Source organism: Monashia sp. HAY1-2A, assembly GCF_056755315.1.
Genome location: NZ_JBNDHY010000857.1, coordinates 1 through 230, shown reverse-complemented (window position 1 = coordinate 230; position 230 = coordinate 1). Strand labels below are relative to the sequence as shown.

The window sequence follows — 230 nt, the reverse complement described above, 5'->3', positions numbered from 1 at the left end:
CCCCCCCCCTTCTAAAAAAAGAGCCCGCCCCCCCAGATTACTACGCGTCTCGTGGGCTCGGAGATGTGTATAAGAGACAGCGTCAACGGCATTCGCGCGGCGGTGAGGCGCGGCGCCGTGCCCTGGCTCCTCGCCGCCGACCCCGACGCGGGTGACGACGTGCGGCTCACGCGTCAGGACCTGTCTCTTATACACATCTCCGAGCCCACGAGACGCGTAGTAATCTGGGG

The 230-nt window shown here is 65.2% G+C and carries 1 protein-coding gene; it reads right to left on the bottom strand.

Going from position 1 to position 230, the window contains the following annotated elements; all coding sequences use genetic code 11:
* Positions 1 to 230, bottom strand: a 230-nt coding sequence (locus ACPYOM_RS24195; RefSeq protein ID WP_481347933.1) for a hypothetical protein, incomplete at both ends; no start/stop codon positions are given.